The 21,470-nt window shown below is 27.8% G+C and carries 18 protein-coding genes; 7 read left to right on the forward strand and 11 right to left on the reverse strand.

The genetic code is table 11. The features are described from left to right. Positions 1–340 precede the first annotated feature (340 nt). The 4 genes from Q0K19_RS11305 to Q0K19_RS11320 all read right to left on the reverse strand — a co-directional run bounded on the left by Q0K19_RS11305 (position 341) and on the right by Q0K19_RS11320 (position 3,926). Positions 341–1,381 (reverse strand): tetratricopeptide repeat protein, encoded by a 1,041-nt coding sequence (locus Q0K19_RS11305; RefSeq protein ID WP_297247995.1) that lies wholly within the window; start codon positions 1,379–1,381, stop codon positions 341–343. A gap of 15 nt (positions 1,382–1,396) precedes the next feature. Further along, positions 1,397–2,383, reverse strand: coding sequence for a hypothetical protein (locus Q0K19_RS11310; protein WP_297247997.1), 987 nt, complete (start codon positions 2,381–2,383; stop codon positions 1,397–1,399). A gap of 175 nt (positions 2,384–2,558) precedes the next feature. Continuing rightward, on the reverse strand, positions 2,559–3,416 hold the full coding sequence (locus Q0K19_RS11315) for a DUF368 domain-containing protein (RefSeq protein ID WP_297247999.1): 858 nt from the start codon (positions 3,414–3,416) through the stop codon (positions 2,559–2,561). A gap of 126 nt (positions 3,417–3,542) precedes the next feature. Beyond that, complete coding sequence (locus Q0K19_RS11320; protein WP_014487148.1) at positions 3,543–3,926, reverse strand: RidA family protein; 384 nt, start codon at positions 3,924–3,926, stop codon at positions 3,543–3,545. Between the two features lie 197 nt (positions 3,927–4,123). Between Q0K19_RS11320 and aroE the strand changes: the two genes are divergently transcribed. The 3 genes from aroE (at position 4,124) to Q0K19_RS11335 (ending at position 6,677) form a co-directional block, all read left to right on the forward strand. Next, on the forward strand, positions 4,124–4,975 hold the full coding sequence (gene aroE / locus Q0K19_RS11325; protein WP_297248004.1) for a shikimate dehydrogenase: 852 nt from the start codon (positions 4,124–4,126) through the stop codon (positions 4,973–4,975). Positions 4,976–5,011: 36 nt separating this feature from the next. Beyond that, on the forward strand, positions 5,012–5,770 hold the full coding sequence (gene aroD, locus Q0K19_RS11330; RefSeq protein ID WP_297248006.1) for a type I 3-dehydroquinate dehydratase: 759 nt from the start codon (positions 5,012–5,014) through the stop codon (positions 5,768–5,770). Positions 5,771–5,846: 76 nt separating this feature from the next. Then, on the forward strand, positions 5,847–6,677 hold the full coding sequence (locus Q0K19_RS11335) for a leucine-rich repeat domain-containing protein (protein ID WP_297248008.1): 831 nt from the start codon (positions 5,847–5,849) through the stop codon (positions 6,675–6,677). A gap of 72 nt (positions 6,678–6,749) precedes the next feature. Here Q0K19_RS11335 and Q0K19_RS11340 read toward each other — a convergent pair whose 3' ends face one another. The 3 genes from Q0K19_RS11340 to Q0K19_RS11350 all read right to left on the reverse strand — a co-directional run bounded on the left by Q0K19_RS11340 (position 6,750) and on the right by Q0K19_RS11350 (position 9,252). Then, positions 6,750–7,583: an amino acid ABC transporter substrate-binding protein gene (locus Q0K19_RS11340; RefSeq protein ID WP_297248010.1), complete on the reverse strand. Its 834-nt coding sequence runs from the start codon at positions 7,581–7,583 to the stop codon at positions 6,750–6,752. A 252-nt stretch (positions 7,584–7,835) separates the two neighbouring features. Next, on the reverse strand, positions 7,836–8,618 hold the full coding sequence (locus Q0K19_RS11345; protein ID WP_297248012.1) for an amino acid ABC transporter ATP-binding protein: 783 nt from the start codon (positions 8,616–8,618) through the stop codon (positions 7,836–7,838). Continuing rightward, entirely contained in the window at positions 8,602–9,252 is a 651-nt protein-coding gene (locus tag Q0K19_RS11350; protein ID WP_297248014.1) for an amino acid ABC transporter permease, read from the reverse strand. Before Q0K19_RS11350 ends, Q0K19_RS11345 begins: the two co-directional genes overlap by 17 nt. A gap of 172 nt (positions 9,253–9,424) precedes the next feature. On the opposite strand from Q0K19_RS11350, the gene Q0K19_RS11355 reads away from it, so the two are divergent. Next, positions 9,425–10,174: an SDR family oxidoreductase gene (locus tag Q0K19_RS11355; RefSeq protein WP_297248016.1), complete on the forward strand. Its 750-nt coding sequence runs from the start codon at positions 9,425–9,427 to the stop codon at positions 10,172–10,174. Positions 10,175–10,532: 358 nt separating this feature from the next. Here the strand turns inward: Q0K19_RS11355 and Q0K19_RS11360 are convergent, their stop codons facing one another. The 3 genes from Q0K19_RS11360 to Q0K19_RS11370 all read right to left on the reverse strand — a co-directional run bounded on the left by Q0K19_RS11360 (position 10,533) and on the right by Q0K19_RS11370 (position 14,159). Then, positions 10,533–11,924 (reverse strand): DUF4132 domain-containing protein, encoded by a 1,392-nt coding sequence (locus tag Q0K19_RS11360; RefSeq protein ID WP_297248018.1) that lies wholly within the window; start codon positions 11,922–11,924, stop codon positions 10,533–10,535. Positions 11,925–11,972: 48 nt separating this feature from the next. After that, positions 11,973–12,977, reverse strand: a complete 1,005-nt coding sequence (locus Q0K19_RS11365; protein WP_297248020.1) for a C45 family autoproteolytic acyltransferase/hydolase — start codon at positions 12,975–12,977, stop codon at positions 11,973–11,975. A 750-nt stretch (positions 12,978–13,727) separates the two neighbouring features. After that, a complete protein-coding gene (locus Q0K19_RS11370) occupies positions 13,728–14,159 on the reverse strand; it encodes a PepSY-like domain-containing protein (RefSeq protein ID WP_297248022.1) in 432 nt (143 codons plus the stop codon). Positions 14,160–14,483: 324 nt separating this feature from the next. Between Q0K19_RS11370 and selD the strand changes: the two genes are divergently transcribed. Continuing rightward, entirely contained in the window at positions 14,484–15,560 is a 1,077-nt protein-coding gene (selD, locus tag Q0K19_RS11375; protein ID WP_297248024.1) for a selenide, water dikinase SelD, read from the forward strand. Positions 15,561–16,205: 645 nt separating this feature from the next. Here the strand turns inward: selD and ppdK are convergent. Further along, on the reverse strand, positions 16,206–19,193 hold the full coding sequence (ppdK, locus tag Q0K19_RS11380) for a pyruvate, phosphate dikinase (protein ID WP_297248027.1): 2,988 nt from the start codon (positions 19,191–19,193) through the stop codon (positions 16,206–16,208). Positions 19,194–19,456: 263 nt separating this feature from the next. Between ppdK and Q0K19_RS11385 the strand changes: the two genes are divergently transcribed. Beyond that, the gene (locus tag Q0K19_RS11385; protein ID WP_297248029.1) at positions 19,457–20,017 is read left to right on the forward strand and encodes a hypothetical protein; all 561 of its coding nucleotides are present in this window, start codon (positions 19,457–19,459) and stop codon (positions 20,015–20,017) included. Between the two features lie 51 nt (positions 20,018–20,068). Next, entirely contained in the window at positions 20,069–21,454 is a 1,386-nt protein-coding gene (locus tag Q0K19_RS11390) for a sodium-dependent transporter (RefSeq protein WP_297248031.1), read from the forward strand. Positions 21,455–21,470 lie beyond the last annotated feature (16 nt).

Genomic DNA, 21,470 nt, shown 5'->3' on the forward strand with positions numbered 1-21,470 from the left:
TATTTTAGCTTAAGTTAATAGTTTATATTACATGTAAAACAATTTTAGTATGATTTAGTATTAATTCTATCCTTGCATTTTTTGGTTCTTTTTGCGGCGGGAAAAAGAACAACAAAAAAATTGACAAACTTAAAAATTTTTAGTATACACTAGATTTTTTATAAATTACTAAAAAAATTAAAAACTTATTTATTAATTTATGATTTAATCAACTATAATCAGGAAATAAATAAATTTATTTTAAAAAACTAACTATATAATCTATGATATCTTTTTATTATTTTCATTATAAACTACATTATTGTCCTTTAAGAAAATATTAATTTTAAACAACTATGCTCTAATTAATAGCAAGCAAAGTTTCCTGTAAAGCCTGCATATATTCTCTTGCTCTTGAAACATTAGGATTAGCAGGATATTCTGATATAAAAGTATCCAAAACCTTATAAGAATCAGCGTATCTTCCCACTTTGAAATATGATAAACCTATATAAAGCAAAGCCTCAGCATCTAGAGTATAAACATTATTAAGTCTTACTCTATTATAATAATCCAATGCCTTATTATAATTTTTTTCATTATAATATGATTGTGCTATTCTAAATAAAGCATCTTCAGCATATTCAGTTCTAGGGAATAATTCTGCTATTTTTGTATAATACATTCTTGATTTTATATAATTACCTTCTACAAATGTTTTATGTGCCATAGCAGGAACCTGTATTAAATAAGTTCTTACAACTTCATCATAATATACACTTGTTTTATTATATTTAAGAAAATCTTCATAAGTTTCAAATGCTCTATCAAACTCATTCATATTGAAATAAACTCTTGCTCTTCCAAGCACAGCCAATTCTCCGTCATTTCTTAAAAAATAGCTTAATGCTTCGCCGTATTTCTTTTGAAGGAATAATTGATAACCATATTGCACATTTATTTTTGAAGCTAAATTTGAATCTGATACTTTTAAATATTCCTGCAGTTTTGATATTATATAAGGGTCAGCTTGATTTTCTAATCTTGATATATCTGCATAAGCTAAAATGGCATTTACAGAATATTGTGCAAAATCCGGATTATTAATTATACTTGTAAGTCTTTCTTTTGCTAAAGAATATTTTTTTAATCTTTTTAAAGAATCTGCAACCATAAAATATGCTTCAGCTATATTATTTACAGGTCTGGATTTACTATCTATCGATAAATACTCATTTAAATTATTAATAGCTTCCTGATAATTTTCTATCTCATAGCTTCTTTTTCCTTTTTGGAAATATCTTTCAGGAGATGATAAAGCCGATATTTTTGTAATGAACACACCGCCCAATATTGCTACTATAGTTATAACAGATGCCAAAACTGCTGCATAAGTTTTCATAAATCAATACTCCAATTATAAATCACTTAAAACTTGATTTATCCAAAAATTAACTTCCTGAGTGTTATAAGATTTTATACGATTAAAAACATCCAATGAATTTTTCTTTCTGCCCAAATACTTATAGCTTTTTCCAAGAAGAAGATTAATATCATAATACAAATTTCTATTTATATTTTTTCTCGATATAGGCTCTAATATAGAAGCTGCCTGAGAATAATTTTTTAGTTTGAACTGTGCCAATGCTCTGTCATATTGAGTTTTATATCTGCTATACTCATTTTGTTGAGTTTTAGAAGCATTATTAATACTTCCTTTACTTGATGATGACGATGGCACAGAACTAGCAACATTGTTTGTTACTGTAACATTATTTGTTAATGTTACAGTATTAGTAAGAGTAACAGTATTTGTTAATAAAATATTATTTGTAAATATAACATTATTAGTAACTGTTACAGTATTAGTAATAATGTTGTTATTGATATTTGTATTATATTTCAGATTATTATTCAATGTATTATTTTCTGTTATTCCATTAAAAGACAGAGACGATGTATCAATATTCTCTTTAGCATTATAAAAAACAGAGTCATTTATATATGAAACTACAGCATAATAGTATGTAGAAGTAATTATAGGACTGTCTGATATAACGTATGATTTAGAATCATTAGTAGCTTTTACATAATCAACCACTGTAGAATTAGAAAAAGATGATTTTCCTATTATAGGGCTTTTACTTCTATAAACATAGTATACTAAATTATTATCAGTAATTCCTTCCCAACTTATCAATACTATATTATTATTAGTTTCTGAAGTATAAGTTTTTATATTAGCTACAAACCTTTCAGCATTAGGCAGATTATTTATTAAATCTTCATCATAATATGCAGGTGTTTGCGTATATAAAACATTTATTGATATATAAAAGAATATTATGCTTATAAATGCAAATAATAAATAAATACCATTTTTTTTACTTCTTTTTCTGTTCATATAATAGTCCTTAAATGCTTTTTCAATTTTCGGAAATGAAATATATAAAATTTAATTGAATCAAATGAATGATAATAAACGATAAATAGGAATTTAAAAATAAAAAAGCCGAAAAATCAACTTTCCGGCTCATAAAAATTTATAATAAAATAATATTTTTTTTATTATATCTTAATTATATTTTCTCCATAGCTATAGCAACCAAGAAGCCCACACACATAGATATAACTGTAGAAGCTAACATAGGAAGACTCATAGTTGTCATACTAGGCCATAAACTTAAAAATGACACTATTATAATGCCAAGTACAAAACCAAACAAAGTAGATTTATATTTTTGAAGTAATATAGTTACAAGTTTTGATATACCGAATATTCCTATAACAACTCCTAAACCTAAAAATATTAAAGGAATTAGAAGGCTGAAATTAAAAGTATCTACAAATGAAGATATAAAATAAGATATATTCTCATATTCTCCCAATATAAGTAAAAGTAAAGAACCAGATATTCCAGGTATTACCATAGCAACAGCAGCAGCTATACCGCATAAAAATAATTTAATACCATAAATAAGTGAAAAATTTCCGGCATAAGTAGTTGCCCCTACAGGCTTATTTATATCAAAATATACAAATATAGCCATAATAAAAGCACCTATAAAAAATGCTGTAAAAACTTTGAAATTAAATTCTTCTACTGTTTTAGTTATAAATGGAAAAGAACCTAATATTAAACCTACAAAAAATATTCTAGTTGGTATAGGATAATAAGTAAATGTATAGTTTATAAGTTTTAAAAATAATACTATAGAAATAGCAGCTCCCAATGCTACAGGTATCAAAACTTTTAAACTTTCTTTAATTTCATCCCATTTTAATTTTATTAATGCATTAGGTAAAATAGATATAGAATAAGTTAATTTTTCATATATACCTAATACAAAAGCTATAGTACCTCCGGATACGCCTGGTATGGCATTTGCAATACCTATGGCCATTCCTTTGATAAAATATGATATATAATTTCTCATGATTTCCTCTTTAAGATTTATATATTGATAAAAAAGATAAGTTAAATATTTGAATAATAAAAAGAAAAGTTATAAAAAAATAACCATGAATATTATACATACTCATGGCTATTATTAATAAAAAAATTAGCTTATAACAGCAATTATTTCAACTTCTACTAAAGCATCTTTAGGTAAAGCTTTTATAGCAACAGTGCTTCTTGCAGGCGGATTTTCTGGGAAATAATTTGCATATACTTCATTGAAAGCTGCAAAATTAGCCATATCTGTTAAGAAACAAGTAGTTTTAATAATATTAGCCATAGTTAAATTTTCTGACTCTAAAAGACCTTTAATGTTTTCCATAACTCTTTCTGTTTGTTTTTTTATATCATTTTCAGCCATTTCTCCGCTTACTGGATCCAAAGGTATTTGACCTGATGCAAAAATGAAATTTCCGCTTTTTACTGCTTGTGAATAAGGTCCTATTGCTTGAGGTGCTTTGTGAGTTTTAATGATTTTTTTGTCCATGTATCGATTCTCCTTTTATATATATTTTTTAATTTTTTTCCATTTTATTTATTATGTTAATTATAATTATTTTTTGACAAAATATCAAGTAATTTATATACTATTTTTTTTATTTGTATAATATATATTAATTTGACAATAATAAAAATTATATTATTATGTATGATAATACTTATCAAAATAATAAGGCTGTAAATATGCAAATAAACGCTGAAACTATATTAACAGGACTATTCGCATCTCCTTCAAAGCATAGCATATCACCTATCATGCATAATGAAGCATTTAATAAACTTAATCTTAATTATATATATTTAGCTTTTGAAGTTGATAAAAATAATTTAAAAGAAGCTGTGAATTCTATAAAAACTCTCAATATGAGAGGTGTTAATTTGTCTATGCCTAATAAAAAAGAGGTAATAAAATATTTAGACAAAATATCTGAAGCTGCAGAACTTTCTCAAAGTGTGAATACAATAGTAAATGATAATGGAATGCTTACAGGATACAGCACAGACGGAGAAGGTTTTATAAAATCATTAGAAGAAGAGCAAGTGTTTATAAAAGATAAAAATATTACTATATTAGGAACAGGAGGAGCTTCCATTGCAATAATATCTCAGGCGGCATTGTATGGAGTTAAAGAAATATATGTATTTAAAAGAGATACTAATTGGAATGAACAGAAAAAAATTATAGATAATATTGCTTCTAAAACTAATTGCAATATAACTCTATATTCTTTAGAAAATAAAGATATATTAAAATCAAAAATAGATAATAGTTATGTATTAATAAATGCAACAAGTGTAGGTATGAAGGAAGATGTTTCTCTTATAGAAGATGCTTCATTTTTCAGAAATGATCTTGTAGTAAGCGATTGTATATATCATCCTGCAAAAACTAAATTATTAAAAATTGCAGAAAAAGAAGGATGCAAAATAATAAATGGAATGGGAATGTTATTATATCAAGGTGCTTTAGCTTTTGAACTTTGGACTAATAAAAAAATGCCTGTAGAATATGTAAAAAATATTATATTTAAATAGTATTGTAATAAATCTTATATGAGTGAGGGAGCGGAAATGGAAAATATAGTAAAAATAAAAAATGTAAAATTGGGCGACGGCATTCCAAAAATATGCATATCTGTAGTTGAGAAAAATGAAAAAGATATTATTAAATACATAAAAGAAATAAGCAAACTTCCTGTAGATATTATAGAATGGAGAGCCGATTTCTTTATAGATGATATAAATAAATATAATGATAATTTTGATGATATAATATCATTTTCAAAAGAGATAAAAAAATTAAGCAGCAAGCCAATACTATTTACTTTAAGAAGCAATAAAGAAGGCGGAAACATTAAATATAATATGTATGAAAGTATTATAAACTTATATGATGACATTATAAAAAACAAATGCTTTGAGGCAATAGATTTAGAATTATTAACATTAAAAGAAAATGATATAAAAAAATTAATAAAATCAGCCTCTTCAAACAATATAAAAACTATAATATCAAATCATGACTTCAATAAAACTCCTTCAAAAAAAGAAATAATATCAAGAATAAATAAAATGATAAGATTAAAATGCGACATAGCAAAAGTTGCTTATATGCCTAAAAACAAAAAAGATGTTATTACTCTATTAGATGCTTCAAGTGATATAAAAAATTTCCCTGTAATAGCCATATCTATGGGTAATATTGGAATTATAAGCAGAATATTCGGCTCTGTACTCACTTTTGCATCTGCAAAACGCTCATCTGCTCCAGGACAATTAGAATCTATGAAATTAAAATATATATTAGATACAATTTACGAAAAAATTTAATTTTATTTTATTTGATGACAAAATCTGTCATGGCTATCTCCTATTATTGTAATATAAAATAAAAGGAGAATAACAAATGGAAAATATAGAGAAAAAAATAGAAGATAAATTAAATAATATTTATGATTTTTTTAAAAAGAATAATATAAATAAATATAGTAACTATAGCAGAAAAAAACTATTAAATATTAAGAAATTAGATTTAAGCTCTTCAAAATTAAGTTATATTCCAAAAGAAATATATATATTAACAAATCTTGAAAATTTGGATATATGCAATAATCAAATAGAAGAAATACCAGATAGTATATGCTCCTTAGTAAATTTAAAATATATTGATGCAAGCTTCAATAAGTTAAAAAAACTACCTAAAAAAATATCATTGCTTCAAAATCTTGAAGAAATAGATATATCTAATAATATGTTTAAAACTTTTCCTAAAGAAATATATGAATTAAAAGAATTAAAAAATATTAATATTTCAGGATATTCTTTAAATGAAATACCTAAAGAAATTTTTAATTTGGTAAAATTAGAAAAATTGGACTTATCTAATAATAAAATAGAAAATATACCTAATGAAATTTCTAAATTACAAAATTTAGAAAAACTTTATTTACATAACAATAATATAACTAAAATACCTAAGACTATAGAAAAACTATCTAAATTAAAAATACTATCTTTAAAAAATAATAATTTGAAAGATATTAATGAATATATAGGAAAGTTAAAAAATCTTGAAGAATTTTATTTCAGCAGTAAGTATACAATAAAGGCAGCTGATAATTTTTATTCTTTAGAAAACTTAAAAAAATTATATATAGAAGGTGATTTTTCAAATATAAAAAATGAAATACATAGATTAAAAAATATTAAATATTTATATTTAGCAAATAATTATTAATAATAGAATATAAAAAAGTGCATATTATTACAATAACTAATAATATGCACTTGTACAATATGAATTTTATGACTACTTTAACATTATGTCTTTAGCAAACCATTTTTCAGATATTTTAGCAGCTGTACCATCAGCTCTCATCTCATCCAATATTTTATCAACCTCTGCCAAAAGTTTAGCATCTGATTTTCTAAATCCTATACCATATAATTCTTCTGTCAAAGGACTATTTTCTACAACAACAAAAGGAGCTTTCTTTTCAGCTATATAATACTGAGCTGCAACTTCATCTATAACAACAGCATCTATTCTTTTAGCCTGTAAATCTAAGAATGCATTAACGTTAACATCATATCTTCTAATCTCTTTAGCATTCTTACTTGAAGGATCAGCAGTTAATGCTTCATCATTACTTCCAACCTGAACGCCTAATACTTTTCCTGATAAATCATCTTTAGAATTAATAGTGTTGTCGTCAACAGCCTTTACTATTACCAATTTATTATTAAGATAAGGTTTTGAAAAATTAATCTGTTGTTTTCTAGCTTCATTGATAGTAACACCATTCCAAAGAACATCTACATCGCCTTTATTAAGACTTAATATTGAACTAGACCATTCTATTGGTTTTATTTCCAATGCTACTCCAAGTCTGTTTGCTACTTCTCTTGCCAAATCAATATCAAAACCTACTACTTCACCATTTTCATCTCTGAATCCCATTGGTGCAAAAGTATCATCTAAGCCCAATACTAATTTTCCTGCATCTTTTACTTTTTGCAATGAATTATCTTCTTCTGCTGCAGCATTGTTTCCTGCAGTATTATCAGCAGCCTTATTACCGCCGCCACAGCTTATAATAAATGCAAAAATAATAAATAATAAAATACTTGATATACGTTTCATAATTTTTCTCCTAAATTTTATGATTTTTATAATATGATAAATTTAATTATTAGAATTTTTAATTAATGTACGAAGGTGGTATGAAGTTGAAATGAAAAAGAATTATTAAAGAAACAATTCAAAAAAAGACTATTCATAATATAAACTCCCTAACACACTTTTATTACTACATACTATAATACTATTTATAAAAATGTCAATATAAAAACTTAAATATATTTACAATTTATTCAACTTTCTTTGATAAAATAATCATTTATGAAAAATTTTATTTAAAAACTCTTTAATTCTTTCATTGCTTTGATTATTAAAGAAATTATCAGAAGTATCCATAGCGATAATTTTACCAGCATCCATAAAAGCAATATTTGTAGATAATTCATGTACAAAACTTATTTCATGGCTTACAACAATCATAGTCATTTTTTCTTTAGCAAGCTCTTTTAATACAGTGAGAACTTCACCTATAAGCTCAGGATCCAATGCTGAAGTAGGCTCATCGCAAAGAAGTATTTCAGGCTTCATAGCCAAGGCTCTAGCAATTGCAACTCTCTGTTTCTGTCCGCCGGATAATTCATTAGGATAGCTGTCTTTTTTATGTTTAAGCCCTACACTATCAAGAAGTTTCAATGCTTCTTCTATAGCCTCATCTTTATTTTGTTTTTTTACTATAACAGGTGCTTCTATGATATTTTCTAAGGCTGTTTTATGAGGAAATAAATTAAAATGCTGAAATATCATACCTATTTTTTCTTTTCTTTTCATAAAATCTGCATGACTGATATCAAGTGCCTTCTCACCTTCTCTCTTACAAAATAGAACTTCATTATCTATATAAACCTCACCATAATCAGGCTGTTCTATCTGTATAATATTTCTTAAAAGTGAACTTTTTCCAGCTCCTGAAGGTCCTATAATAGAAAGTATATCACCTTTATTAACTGTAAATGATACTCCATTTATGGCAGGAGTTCCTTTATAATGCTTTTTTATATTTACAACTTTTAAATTAGTTTCTTTAGTTTCTGATGACATACTTTTTCTCCAATTGTCTGAATACAAACACAAGTATAGAAGTAAATAATAAATATATAATAGCTGCTATTAAAAAAGGCAGTAATTTATAATCTCTAGTAAGTATTTGTCTGGCATGAAGCATTAAATCCCCTATTCCTAAAACTATAACCAAAGCAGTATCTTTTATCAAGTTAATAGCTTCATTAGAAAGAGGAGGAAGAACTCTTCTTACAGCCTGAGGAAGAATGATTCTTGTCATAATCTGTCTGTAACTCAAATTAAGTGCGAAACCTGCCTCATACTGACCTTTTTCTATACTTTCAATACCTGCTCTGAATATTTCCATAAGATAGGCTGAATAATTAAGAACAAATGTTACAGCTGCAGATGTGAATGCAGGAAAGGCTATCATATTATTAGTCATAAGCGGAAGTCCGTAATAGAAAAATATAAGCTGAAGTATTAAAGGAGTACCTCTAAATATCCAAGCATATATATCAAAAATATATCTCACGAATTTCGGAGAGCTAAACTGTAATGCTGCAAAAAGCATAGATAATGGAAGGGAAAATATTGCCGTTACAAAGTAAAGACATAAAGTTGTGTATGTTCCCTTAAGCAAATATAAAGTAGTAGATATTAGATAATCCATAAAATACAACCAATAATAATTTTTTAGTTTCAAGATAGCATTATAATGTTATTTGTAAAAATATCAATAATAAAAGATAATTCATAAAAAAATACTTACATATTTATTATTTTAATATTGATTATTATTATGTATAATGAATACAAACAATAAATATATTAGGAGTTTTTTAATGTCAAGTAAAATTTGTATTATAACTGGAGCATCAAATGGTATAGGAAAAGAAATTGCATTATTATTTGCAAAAAACAACTGCGATATAGCATTTATTGACAAAGACAATGAAAACGGTTTAAAACTACAAAAACAAATAAAAGATATGAGCAGAGAATGCCTATTCATAAATGACAGCATAGACAATGAAAAATCCATAAAATCATTCACTGACAAAATAATAGAAAAATTCGGCAATGTAGATTATTTAATAAATAATGCCTGCTATTCAAATAAAGGGCTTTTAAGTAATTGCAGTTATGATGATTTTTTAGAAATTTTCAAAATAGGTGCTGCTGCTCCTTATGAGATTACAAAAAATCTTATGAATCATTTCAATGAAAAAGCCTGCATAATAAATATATCTTCAACAAGAGCTTTTATGTCGCAAAAAGACAGCGAAAGCTACAGTGCTGCAAAAGGTGCTATTATAGCTTTAACTCATGCTATGGCTATAAGTTTATCTCATAAAGTGAGAGTTAATTCTATTAGCCCTGGCTGGATTAATACCATTGATAATGCTTCATTCAGCAAAGAAGACATACTTCAGCATCCTAGTGCAAAGGTTGGAAAAACTTCTGATATAGCTAGTACCGCTTGGTTTCTTTGTAATAATGATTTTATAAATGGAGAAAATATCACTGTAGACGGCGGTATGACAAAACTTATGATATATCATAATGATGAAGGCTGGAAATTAGATATTTAATTATATTCAAAAATTCATTTAAACGCACGGTTAGTAAAATTTTATACCTAATTAGAATCTTATTAATAATTAATCTAATTATATAATTTCGCTATTCGTGCGGTATATAGATCAACAAATTTAAAAAAATCTTGGGTGGGCATCTGAAATTTCAGAAATAAATTCTAAAAAAATATAATATAAAAATAACAGATAAATTCAAAAAGCCTAGAGGGTGGGATTCAAAATAGGCAAAAAATCTATTTACATACCCCGCCCTTTATTCTTTGCTGCTTATTTTTAAAATTATAATTTTAATTAATTTTAAAACTTTATTTGAAAAAGCATACCCGCCCAAGCGATATTTAAATTTAAAAATTTATTTTAGATAATCAGATAATATAAGATAAGCTCCATATTCAAATCTTTCATCAGCATTTTTGAATTTTATTTTAATATCAATTTCATCTGTGGTATTAGAACCATAATAAAGATTTGGAGTTTCTATTGATACTACAGCTTTATTATAGTAATCATATAAAAAATAAAAACTTACAAATCCTCCATCATCTACTTTATCCATACCAAATTTCAATGCAGTACTCTTTATACTTCCTACTTTTGCCTTTTTGGGTATCCTAGAAATTAAATCTTCTTTTGTTTCTAAGGATAATTGATTGAAAGGCTGAACTATATCATAATCTGAAAGCTGATTTTTCCACTTTTCTATCATTTCTTTATTAGTTTCCATAGGACTCAATAAAGTTATTAAAGCATTATCTTCTATATTCATTTCCTCATCATCAGCATTATTGAATGAGCCGTCATCCATATATCTGAAAGTACTTAATAAATTATTATCTTTATCATATACTCCCCAAATAAGCTTAACAGCAAAAGCCCTCATAAAAGGATTGTCAAAAAATATTTCTTTCCATTCATTTAAAGTCCATTTTCTACCGTCCATTAATACCAACTGCAAACGTTCAGTCTGAGTTTTAAGCATCTTATTTATATCGCTTTTTAATTTTGTTAATTCTTTTTTTGGAGTTTGCGGGAAATCTTTAGGTAACGTTTTATATTCTTTATTTTTCATTTCATCAAATATTGATATAGTAAAATCAGGCTTCAATGTTATTTTAAATTTTTTATTATCGCTTTCTATTATTCTAACTCCGTTTTTATCAAAATCAAAATCAGGTATAATCTTATCAGCAAAAGCCTCTTTACTTATGCCTAATTTTTTAGTGATATCTTCTATAATAAATGAACAGGTATTTTTAACGCTGGACTGTTTGAATTTTCTTGAAGCTTCATACACTAATGAAAAACCTTTTTTAGTTCCGCTTAAAGCAATAGCCTCCAACATAGAACATGCCAATTTAAATCTTCCGCTTGCAATAGATACCGCTCTTTTGTACAAATTATCAAGCTGTATATTATTTGCAAATATGCAGTAAGGATAAAGTATAGATTTAGTTTTATTATTTTCATCCCATAATTTATATATATTCTCAAGAGTTTCGCTTAAACTTTCACTATCTAAAGAATTACCTATCATATCAGCATTTCTTAATCTGTAAGCCTCTTTTATATCTAAATATTCACCTAAAATATATCTTATCACTTTGCTTGAAACTACGGCACTTTTATCTTTTATAAAAACATTCGATATTATAGAATCATCTATAAATGAAGTAGTTTTATCAAATTTTTTATTATAATTTTTTTCTACTATGTTATTAATTTCTTCTAATGAAAGCACTATCATAAACCTCTAAAATATTTTTATACAAAATATATTATTTAGAAAATAAAATCAATAATCAAATTTCAATCTCTTATCTTCTTTGAATTTCTTTCTTGAAGGATTTCCTTCAGCTATATATATTTTTTTATTTTTTATTGAATATATAGAAGACCAAACGGTATCAAAATTAAACTTCCTATCATATTGACATAAAAAACCATATTCCCCTGAAATAAGTTTTTTGGCAAAGTCTAAATCATAATCATAATTTTTAAATGCTTTCTCCATAGTAATATATCTTTCATGTGAATAAACATCATCTTCAATATCAGTATTATATTCTTTCATAGACTTACTTACAAAATGATTCGATATAAACACATAATCATTTTTTATTATTTCTATATTTTTGCAATTACATTCTATCAATGCAATATTTCCGTTTCTATCTGCTAATACTATATTCTGTGCCGATGAAATAGGAATATTTTTCAAAAACTCTAAAGCCTCATCAACGGCAGAGCATTTCTCTAAAATATATCTTATTATCATTCCTGCATTGAATCCATAATCTATTATTGTAGGGTATACAAAAGTTAATGCTGCTGCAAGTCCTTTTTCATTTATACCATCTTCAATTTCTATGAATGCAGTAGTATTTCCTATAAATGAATATGAACCATTTAATTTATAATATACGCTGTCGCAATAGTATTTTATATCTTTAAAAAAATCACTGTTTTTGGCAAGTATTATATCTTCATCTGTTTTGAAAGCAAAAGAAGAACATTTATTATCAAAAGTAAATGCATATATCGTAAATAAAAAATCGCATATATCTTTATAATCTATTTTTATATTATCATTCGTATTTAATCCGTCAGCTAATCCTTTTATCTCTTCTATTATTTCAGGGAAAAATTTATTATATATAGGCATGCATTTATTAGCAAAATCTTTTCTTTCATTTGAGATTTTAATTTTTTCTAATGGATTAATATTATTTTTAGAAAGCAATTTACCATATTTAAGTCCTGCCTCATAATGACTGCCTTTAAATCTTGAATGATACATTTGATAGCTCCTTATAATATTTATATAATTATACAATTCACAATTATATATACTGAAATTTTTTTAAGTTTGTCAAAATTTAGATTTTTAATTTTATTGTTTGTGGTGGCTTTGTCCTGCGAAGCACACAGTCGTGCCGCTTTGCGTACTTCCTAACACCCCAGTTCTTTTACCGAGTAGGTACCTTTCAGTATTGGTATAAGGCGAAGCCCGCCTGCGGCGATAACCAAAAAAACTGCATTTGACGAAGTCCACCTTCGCTCTGCGTGCATTTGGTAGGCTAGAAGCAGGCATAGCCAGCCTCACAAAGTGTGCCTACGGCATGCGAAAAGCTATATTTTAGCTTAATTTTAATAATTTATATTACATAAAAAACAAAGTTAGTATTATTTAGCACTAATTTTACACTTGCACTTTCGCCGCAGGCGTACTTCGTATAGTTCTTTTTGCGGCTGGAAAAAGAACAACAATAAAATTAACAAAGTTAAAAATTTTCAGTATATACACAAAGACTAGCATAATAAAAATTTTAAGTAAATATGAATAAAAATTTTTTTAAGATTAAAAACATAATTAAGGGGCGGGTGGGCGGGCAAAATAAAACCATAAAAATATATTAATGCTTTTTTCATTCATTTAAACAAAAAAGAGGAAGCCTTTTAAGCTCCCTCTATTTTGTAGTATTTTTCAATAAATAATTAGTATCTTTCCATAAATAATCTTTAGGAAATTGTATTTAATAAATATTGATTAATCATCAAATTTCTGTCCCATTAACTGTCCATTAGAAGATATGAATAATTCCATAAAGTTATTTAATTTTACTTTATAATTACCCCACTCTTTCTCTACATCTATTACAGCAGCTTGAGGATAAGTATTTTTTATAGTGTTTGCTATATTAACAGGTAAAGCAGAAAAAGGTACAGCATTATATTCACCGTCTATGCTATGCCAATCACCGTTAGCCAAAAAGTCTATTTGAGTACCATTTGATAATTTTACTTCGAATTTTCCTCCGTCTCTCTCTACCATCCATATTTGTACATTAGGATAAACCTGCTGTATGAAACTTCTAGCTTTTTGAGGAAGTGAAGAAGCTGGAACAACCCAATCAGCAAAAGCACTTGAAGTGGAAATTATAGTTAAAGTTATTAATAAAGCGAATAATTTTTTAGTCATAGTAAATCTCCTTTAATTTATAAATATTTAATTGCTGTTAGCAACCATGTAAATTATCTTTACAATTATAAGTATAGCCTAAAACAGATATTTGTCAATATAATTTACATTAAATTTACAAAAAATTTACCTAAAATATAGATTTTTATATACATTACAATACAAATACAACATATATATTTTTTACACATTAAACAAAGTAAAAAAAATTTACTTTTATAGATAATTAAATATAATAAAACATTATTTAAATAAAATATTTGAATTTTTCATTGTATAGTATATATTCTATTCATTACAAAAATTAATTTATAGGTGTTTATTATGTCAAATATTACAAATAATACGGAAGAAAAAAAAGAACAAATTGAATTATTATCATGTGCTTTGGAAGGAGGCTGTTCTGCTAAAATTCCGCCTGATTTACTTGAAAAAACTCTTGCCCCTTTAATGCAAATAAAAACTGATTCTAATTTACTTTCAGATGTAGATATAGGAGATGATGCAGGAGTTTATAAGATTTCAGATGATAATGCTTTAATATTTACAGTGGATTATTTCCCTCCTGTTATAGCAGACCCTTACGGATTCGGACAAATAGCAGCATGCAACTCTATAAGCGATATTTATGCTATGGGTGGAGAACCTAAATTAGCATTGAATATCACTATGTTTCCAAAAGATGATTCTTTAAATATATTAGCTAATATGCTTAAAGGCGGACAGGATAAAGCAACAGAGGCCGGAGTATTGGTTGTAGGAGGACATACCATAACAGATGCATCGGTAAAATACGGAATGGCTGTTATAGGTTTTGCTAATCCTAATAAAATAACTACAAATGCAGCTGCTAAAGAAGGAGATATTATAATATTTACAAAACCTCTAGGAACAGGTGCTTGTTTGGCTGCTATGAGACAGGGACTTATAAAAGAATCTCATATAGAAGATGTTTTTGAATCTATGAAAACATTAAATAAAAAAGCATGTGCTGTTATGAATAAATATAATGTTAAATGTGCAACTGATATTACAGGATTCGGACTCATAGGGCATGCTTATAAAATGGCTAAAGCAAGCAATGTAACTATAGAGCTTCAATCATCAGCATTGCCTATGTTTAATAAAACTTATGAAGTGCTTGATATGGGATGTATACCAGGAGCTGCTTTTACTAATATGCGTTATGTAGGAGATAATATCAAAGTAGATGATAATGTTGACTATAATTTAAAAATGCTTTCCTTTGACCCTCAAACTTCCGGCGGTTTATTTATATGTGCTGATAAAAGTAATGCAGAAAATATACTAGCTGATTTATGGCGCGAAGGTATAGACTGTGCTTGTATCATAGGAAAAGTAAAAAACAAAGAAAAAGAATATATACATTTAACGAAGTAAATTACAAAATATTTAAAGTATATACTGAAATGATTTTATTTTGCCGACTACTGCACATTATGTAATTATTATCAAGTTTTTTACAAAATAAAATTTTTTATCGTTTATAATTTTTTCACAAAAAACTTAAATACTGAAACTTTATATAAAAAATATGTATTGAATGTAAAATAATACTTTAATTTTAATCAAAATGCAGTCTTTTTGGTTCTCGCCGTAGGCGTACTTCGTATGTGTCAACAAAAGAACTGGGGTGCGCGGCAAAGCCCTGCAACTATTTATAATCTAAAAAACTAATTTTTGACAAACTATAGTTGTTTAAGTATATACTGAAAATTTTTAAGTTTGTCAATTTTTTTATTCAACTTTTTCCCACCGCAAAAAGTGCAAATATAAAATTAGTACTAAATAATACTATTTTTTGTTTTACATGTAAGATAAAACATTAAATTTAATCTAAAATATAGCCTTTCGCGAAGTGTATCCAAGTTTATCGAGGATATAGTTCTCACCTGCCAACATCTACCAAAGGCATGCTTCGCAAGGTGTACATCGTAGTACTAGTCAAACTAATAATAAAAATAGGGCTTAACTTTATATAAAGTCAAGCCCCTTTAAAAATTATTTATATAAATATTTTATCTATTATTTTTTGCTTGTTTTCTTAGCAGGTGCTTTTTTAGCAGCTTGTTTCTTAGCAGCTGTTACTTTAGAAGCTGTTTTTTTTGCTGCAGGTTTTTTAGCAGATGCAGTTTTAGAAGCGGCTTTTTTTGCAGCTGGCTTCTTAGCAGCAGATTTTTTAGCCGGCTTAGAACTTATTATTCCCTGAGCAGCAGCAAGTCTTGCTATAGGTACTCTATAAGGTGAACAACTTACATAGTTAAGTCCTATGCTGTAGCAGAACATAACTGTAGCAGGATCTCCTCCATGCTCACCGCAGATACCAACTGTTAGATTTTTATTAGCAGCTCTACCTTTAGTAACACCTATTCTCAAAAGCTCTCCTATACCTTCCTGATCCAATGATTGGAAAGGATCTTTCTCGTATATCTCTTTATTTACATAGTCTTTCAAGAATTTACCAGCATCATCTCTTGAGAAACCGCCTCCCATTTGAGTTAAGTCATTAGTACCGAATGAGAAGAATTCAGCTTCTGTAGCGATCTTATCAGCAACTAAAGCAGCTCTAGGAACTTCTATCATAGTACCAACTTTATACTTAACTGAAGAACCTTCTTTTTCAAATACTTCATTAGCTATTTTAATGATTCTTTCTTTTATCATTTTAAGCTCTTTTAAAGTACCTACAAGAGGGATCATTATTTCAGGATGAACTTTTACACCATTTTTCTGAACTTTAACAGCAGCCTCTAATATAGCTCTAGCCTGCATATCATAGATTTCAGGATAAGTAATACCAAGACGGCAGCCTCTATGTCCAAGCATTGGGTTGAATTCATGTAAACTATCTCTAATAGCTCTAAGTTTCTCAAAAGGAACATTCATTTCATTAGAAAGTTCTTGTAATTGAGAATCTTCATGAGGAATGAATTCATGCAAAGGCGGGTCAAGAAGTCTTACTGTTACAGGATATCCATTCATAGCAGTAAATATTCCGATAAAGTCTTCTCTTTGCATAGGAAGAATGCTGTCTAAAGCATCATCATAAAGTTTTCTAGGCTCTTTATATAAAGGCTCAATCTCTTCTATAGTTTTCTTATCGCCGATTTTTTCAGCAGCTTCTAATTTTTCTTTTAACTGCTTAACTTCTTCAGCAACAAGTATAAGCTGTCTTACACTCTTAATTCTGTCAGCATTGAAGAACATATGCTCAGTTCTGCAAAGTCCTATACCTTCAGCACCGAATTTTCTAGCAATTTGTGCATCATTAGGAGTATCAGCATTAGTATGAACTTCAAATTTCTTTTCTTTTCTCTTTTCATCAGCCCATTGCATAAGTTTTTTGAAGTCTTCAGACATTTCAGCTTCTTTAGTAGCAACTTGTCCTGCCATAACTTCACCAGTAGAACCGTCTATAGAAATATAATCGCCTTCATTAACAACATCATCGCCTACTTTCATACATTTATTAGCATAATCTATTTCTAAAGCACTACATCCAGCAACACAGCATTTACCCATACCGCGAGCAACAACAGCAGCATGTGAAGTAGAACCGCCTCTTGCTGTCAATATACCTTCAGCAGCGTTCATACCTTTAATATCTTCAGGGCTAGTTTCTATACGAACAAGTATAGTCTGTTCTCCTGCCTCTTTCATAGCTTCAGCTCTGTCAGCAGCAAATACTACTTTACCAACAGCAGCACCAGGAGAAGCATTTAATCCTTTAGCAAGAACTTTAGCTCCTTTTTTAGCAGTAGGATCGAACATTGGGTGAAGTAATTGATCCAAATCAGAAGGATTTACTCTCATCAATGCTTCTTCTTTAGAAATTATTTTAGCTTCAGCAAGTTCAACAGCTATTCTTACAGCAGCAGCAGCAGTTCTTTTACCATTACGAGTTTGAAGCATATAAAGCTTACCTTCCTGTATAGTAAACTCCATATCCTGCATATCACTGTAATATTTTTCTAATTGATTTTTATAGCTTACTAATTGTTTATAAACAGCAGGCATAACCTCTTCAAGAGAAGGATATTTTGCTTTTCTTTCTTCTTCACTAATATTGTTGTTTTTAGCCCATTCTAAACTGCCTTCTAATGTAATTTCCTGAGGAGTTCTGATACCAGCAACAACGTCTTCACCTTGAGCATTGATTAAGAACTCACCATAGAATTTATTTTCACCTGTAGATGGGTTACGAGAGAAACATACACCTGTAGCAGAAGTATTTCCCATATTACCGAATACCATAGCCTGAACATTTACAGCAGTACCTAAAAGACCTCTTATGTCATTTAATTTTCTGTATGCTTCAGCTCTAGGGTTATTCCAGCTTCTAAATACAGCATTAATAGCATGCCATAACTGTACTTTAGGATCTTCAGGGAATTCCTCTCCTTTCTCCTCTTTATACATAGCTTTATATTTTTCTACTACTATTTTTAATTCTTCAACATCTAAATCTGTATCTTTAACCTCTTTTTCAGGTTTTCCAACTTTAGGTGCTATAGCTTTTTTTCTCTCATCTAATATTTCTTCAAATTTATCATGATCTACGCCCATAGCAACATCGCCGAACATTTGTATAAATCTTCTATAAGCATCCCAAGCAAATCTAGCATTATTAGTTTTTGCTACAAGACCTTCTACTACTTTTTCATTAATACCTAGGTTAAGAATAGTATCCATCATACCAGGCATAGATATAGCAGCTCCGGAACGAACAGAAACAAGTAAAGGCTTATTAACATCACCGAATTTCATATTCATAGCCTTTTCAAGCTTTTTGATGTTTTCATCAACCATTTTTTCTAAACCCTTAGGGTATGACTTATTTTTTGAATAATAATCACAAACTTCTGTGGTAATTGTAAAACCAGCAGGTACAGGTACTTTACTTTCTGTCATTTGTGCAAGTCCTAAACCTTTACCACCTAAAAGAGCTTTAGTTTCTTTAGCGCCTTCAGATTTACCGTTACCGAAGAAGTAAACCATCTTTTTTGATGCCATAATACACTCTCCTCTAAAAATAAAATATTTATATAAACTTTAAGTCATTACTTATTATATAGTATAATACTATTTTTCTTATTGTCAATTTTATTGTAAAAATTTCATTAATTTTTTTTATCTTTAATTAATTTTTGAAATTAAATTAAGCATTGCATATTAATCAATTTTTATTTTTTGCCTTTTTCTCTAATAACAAAAAAATATTTAAATTTTTTTTATATATTGTATAATTATTTGATGTAAAAAAGGAAAATTAAAATATGTTAAAAAAACTAAATATACTCTTTGTTCTATTATTAATAGCTTTGAATGCCTATGGAGCAATAGTAATATCAACTTACAAAAAACCTAGAGAAATAAAATATAAATATAGAATGACAGAAAGAGGAAAAGTATTAATAGTTCCTAGAAATATATTGTTTCAATTTAATAGCGGAGAATTAGATTTAAAGAAATATTTAAATACTATTAAATATGTTGGAGATGTGAGCAAAAGTACTAATATTATGATGATTATCATAGAAGGTCATATAAGTACTAATGAATATAAAAAAACAACTAATGGATATGACAGAAAAGATATATTATTCCTCTATAATAGGAAAAATATTGATGATTTAGCATATAAAAGGTCTTACAATGTATATTTGGCTATAACAAATGGTGCTGTAAATAAATTAACTAATTATGGACTTCAGGATTTACTAAGCGAATATAAAAAAATTGAAGAAAACAGAAGAGCAGAATTTATTTTAATAGAAAATGATAATGATCTGAATGTATATACTAATTATATAAATAATTTGATAATGTCAAAATAATGATATTTTTATAAAATATTCTTTGATATAAATATATTATAGGTGTGAATTATGCATGATAATAGAGAAAAACTTTCAAGCAGATTAGGTTTTTTATTGGTTTCGGCAGGATGTGCCATAGGGTTGGGTAATGTATGGAGATTTCCTTATATTACAGGAAAATACGGAGGAGCACTTTTTGTACTTCTTTATTTAATTTCTCTTGTAATATTGGGTCTTCCTATACTTGTAATGGAATTTTCTGTTGGAAGAGCCGGTAAAAGAGATTTAGCTGGTTCTTACAGAGCTTTACAAAAACCAGGATATAAATGGCATATAATAGGATATATACAGATATTCGGTTGTGTACTTCTTATGATGTTTTATACTACTGTAGCGGGATGGTGTTTATCATACTGTTATTTTATGGCTGCAGGAAAAGTTGAAGGACTCAATCCGCAGCAGGTAGGTGAATTCTTCGGCTCTGTTCTTGCTTCTCCTTCTACTTTAATACTTTGGATGACTGTAACTGTTATAATAGCAACCTTTGTATGTATGATGGGGCTTGAAAATGGAGTTGAAAAAGTTACTAAAGTAATGATGACTCTGCTTTTATTGGTTCTTTTAGTGCTTATAATAAGAGCGGTTACTCTTCCTAATGCTAAAGAAGGACTTAAGTTCTATTTGCTTCCTGATACAAATAAAATGTTCAGCGGAGGACTTAAAGGATTTTTCTCTGTTGCTTATGCTGCTATAGGTCAGTCATTCTTTACTTTGAGTTTAGGAATTGGAGCTATGACCATATTCGGAAGCTATATTGATAAAAACTACTCTCTTACAGGCGAATCTATAATGGTTATGGGGCTTGATACTTTAATAGCGTTTCTTTCCGGTCTTGTGATATTCCCTACAACATTCTCTTTTGGAATAAATCCCGGAGAAGGTGCAGGATTAGTATTCTTAACTTTACCTAATATATTTAATTCTATGGTATTAGGAAGATTATGGGGAGCATTATTCTTCTTATTCTTATCAATGGCTGCTCTAACTACTATTATAGCAGTATTTGAAAACTTAATTGCATTTACTATGTCTGAAACTAAAATGCCTCGTAAAAAAACTACTATAATAGTATCAATTACTATATTTATATTGAGCCTTCCTACAGCTTTAGGATTTAATTTACTTTCATTTATAAAACCTCTTGGAGAAGGAAGCACTATAGCTGACGGACTTGATTTTCTTGTAAGCAACAATTTCCTTCCTATAGGCGGTATAATAATACTGATATTCTGTACTAGAGAATTCGGTTGGGGTTGGGACAACTTTGTAAAAGAAGCTGATACAGGAAAAGGTATAAAATTCCCTAAATGGGCTAGATTCTATGTTTCATATATTCTGCCTTTCATAGTATTAGCTATATTTGTAATTGACTATATAAACAGATTCTTTATTTAAGATATTTTATATATTA

It is taken from the genome of uncultured Brachyspira sp., assembly GCF_944393015.1.
In the GTDB taxonomy this organism is placed as follows: domain Bacteria; phylum Spirochaetota; class Brachyspiria; order Brachyspirales; family Brachyspiraceae; genus Brachyspira.